This window comes from Vibrio sp. 1580, assembly GCF_033340055.1.
On sequence record NZ_JAWOVT010000444.1, the window covers coordinates 1 to 605 of the forward strand.

A 605-nucleotide genomic window follows, 5' to 3' on the forward strand; every position below is an offset into this window, starting at 1 on the left:
GGCAAGTGGGGATGGGTTGGCTGACTCAAAAAAGCGCAAGACCATCGGAATCGATAGACGAATTAATCCCGACACACCCAAATTGGAACAGCGAGTTTTGGAACCGTTATACCCAATGGTTACCACCAAGCTACGCTGCCCACTTGAGTTTGCAGCGCATTAAACAGTGGCAAGCGATTTATCGATTTCTCTATAACTACTCAGCCATGCAATCACCACCAAAAGTTGGGGAGGATGAGATCGACCTGTCTCGCGTCGATAGCATAGCCGAATCAATCAACCGCTCGGTAAACGCTCCTGTGCACCTTTGAACGCTCTAACAAGAAGGCTTCATCCAAACCAATGTTGTTTGAAATGCTGGATCTCAGATACGACTTTTAGCCATTAGCCAAGTGATTCAATGGGAATGATTTGCTGAAACTTAGCATGAAGATCTGTAAGCGCAGCTTCAACATCCGGTTCTGCTCGGCTTAAATGTGCGATTAGCGTCATGAAGTAGCAGTCAAAAATCAACGGCATTTTGTCTTCAAGAACAGAACCTACGCTCGCAGATTGAAACAAAGCTTGGTTAAATGACTGGTAATAATCCAAATCCCAAATCACCT

Annotated in this window: 2 pseudogenes; one reads left to right on the forward strand and one right to left on the reverse strand. The window is 45.1% G+C overall.

The features are described 5' to 3' along the window. A pseudogene (locus tag R7093_RS26490) lies at positions 1–311 on the forward strand (hypothetical protein); the annotation flags it as partial. A gap of 73 nt (positions 312–384) precedes the next feature. On the opposite strand, the pseudogene R7093_RS26495 reads toward R7093_RS26490, so the two are convergent. After that, a pseudogene (locus tag R7093_RS26495) lies at positions 385–605 on the reverse strand (TetR/AcrR family transcriptional regulator); the annotation flags it as partial.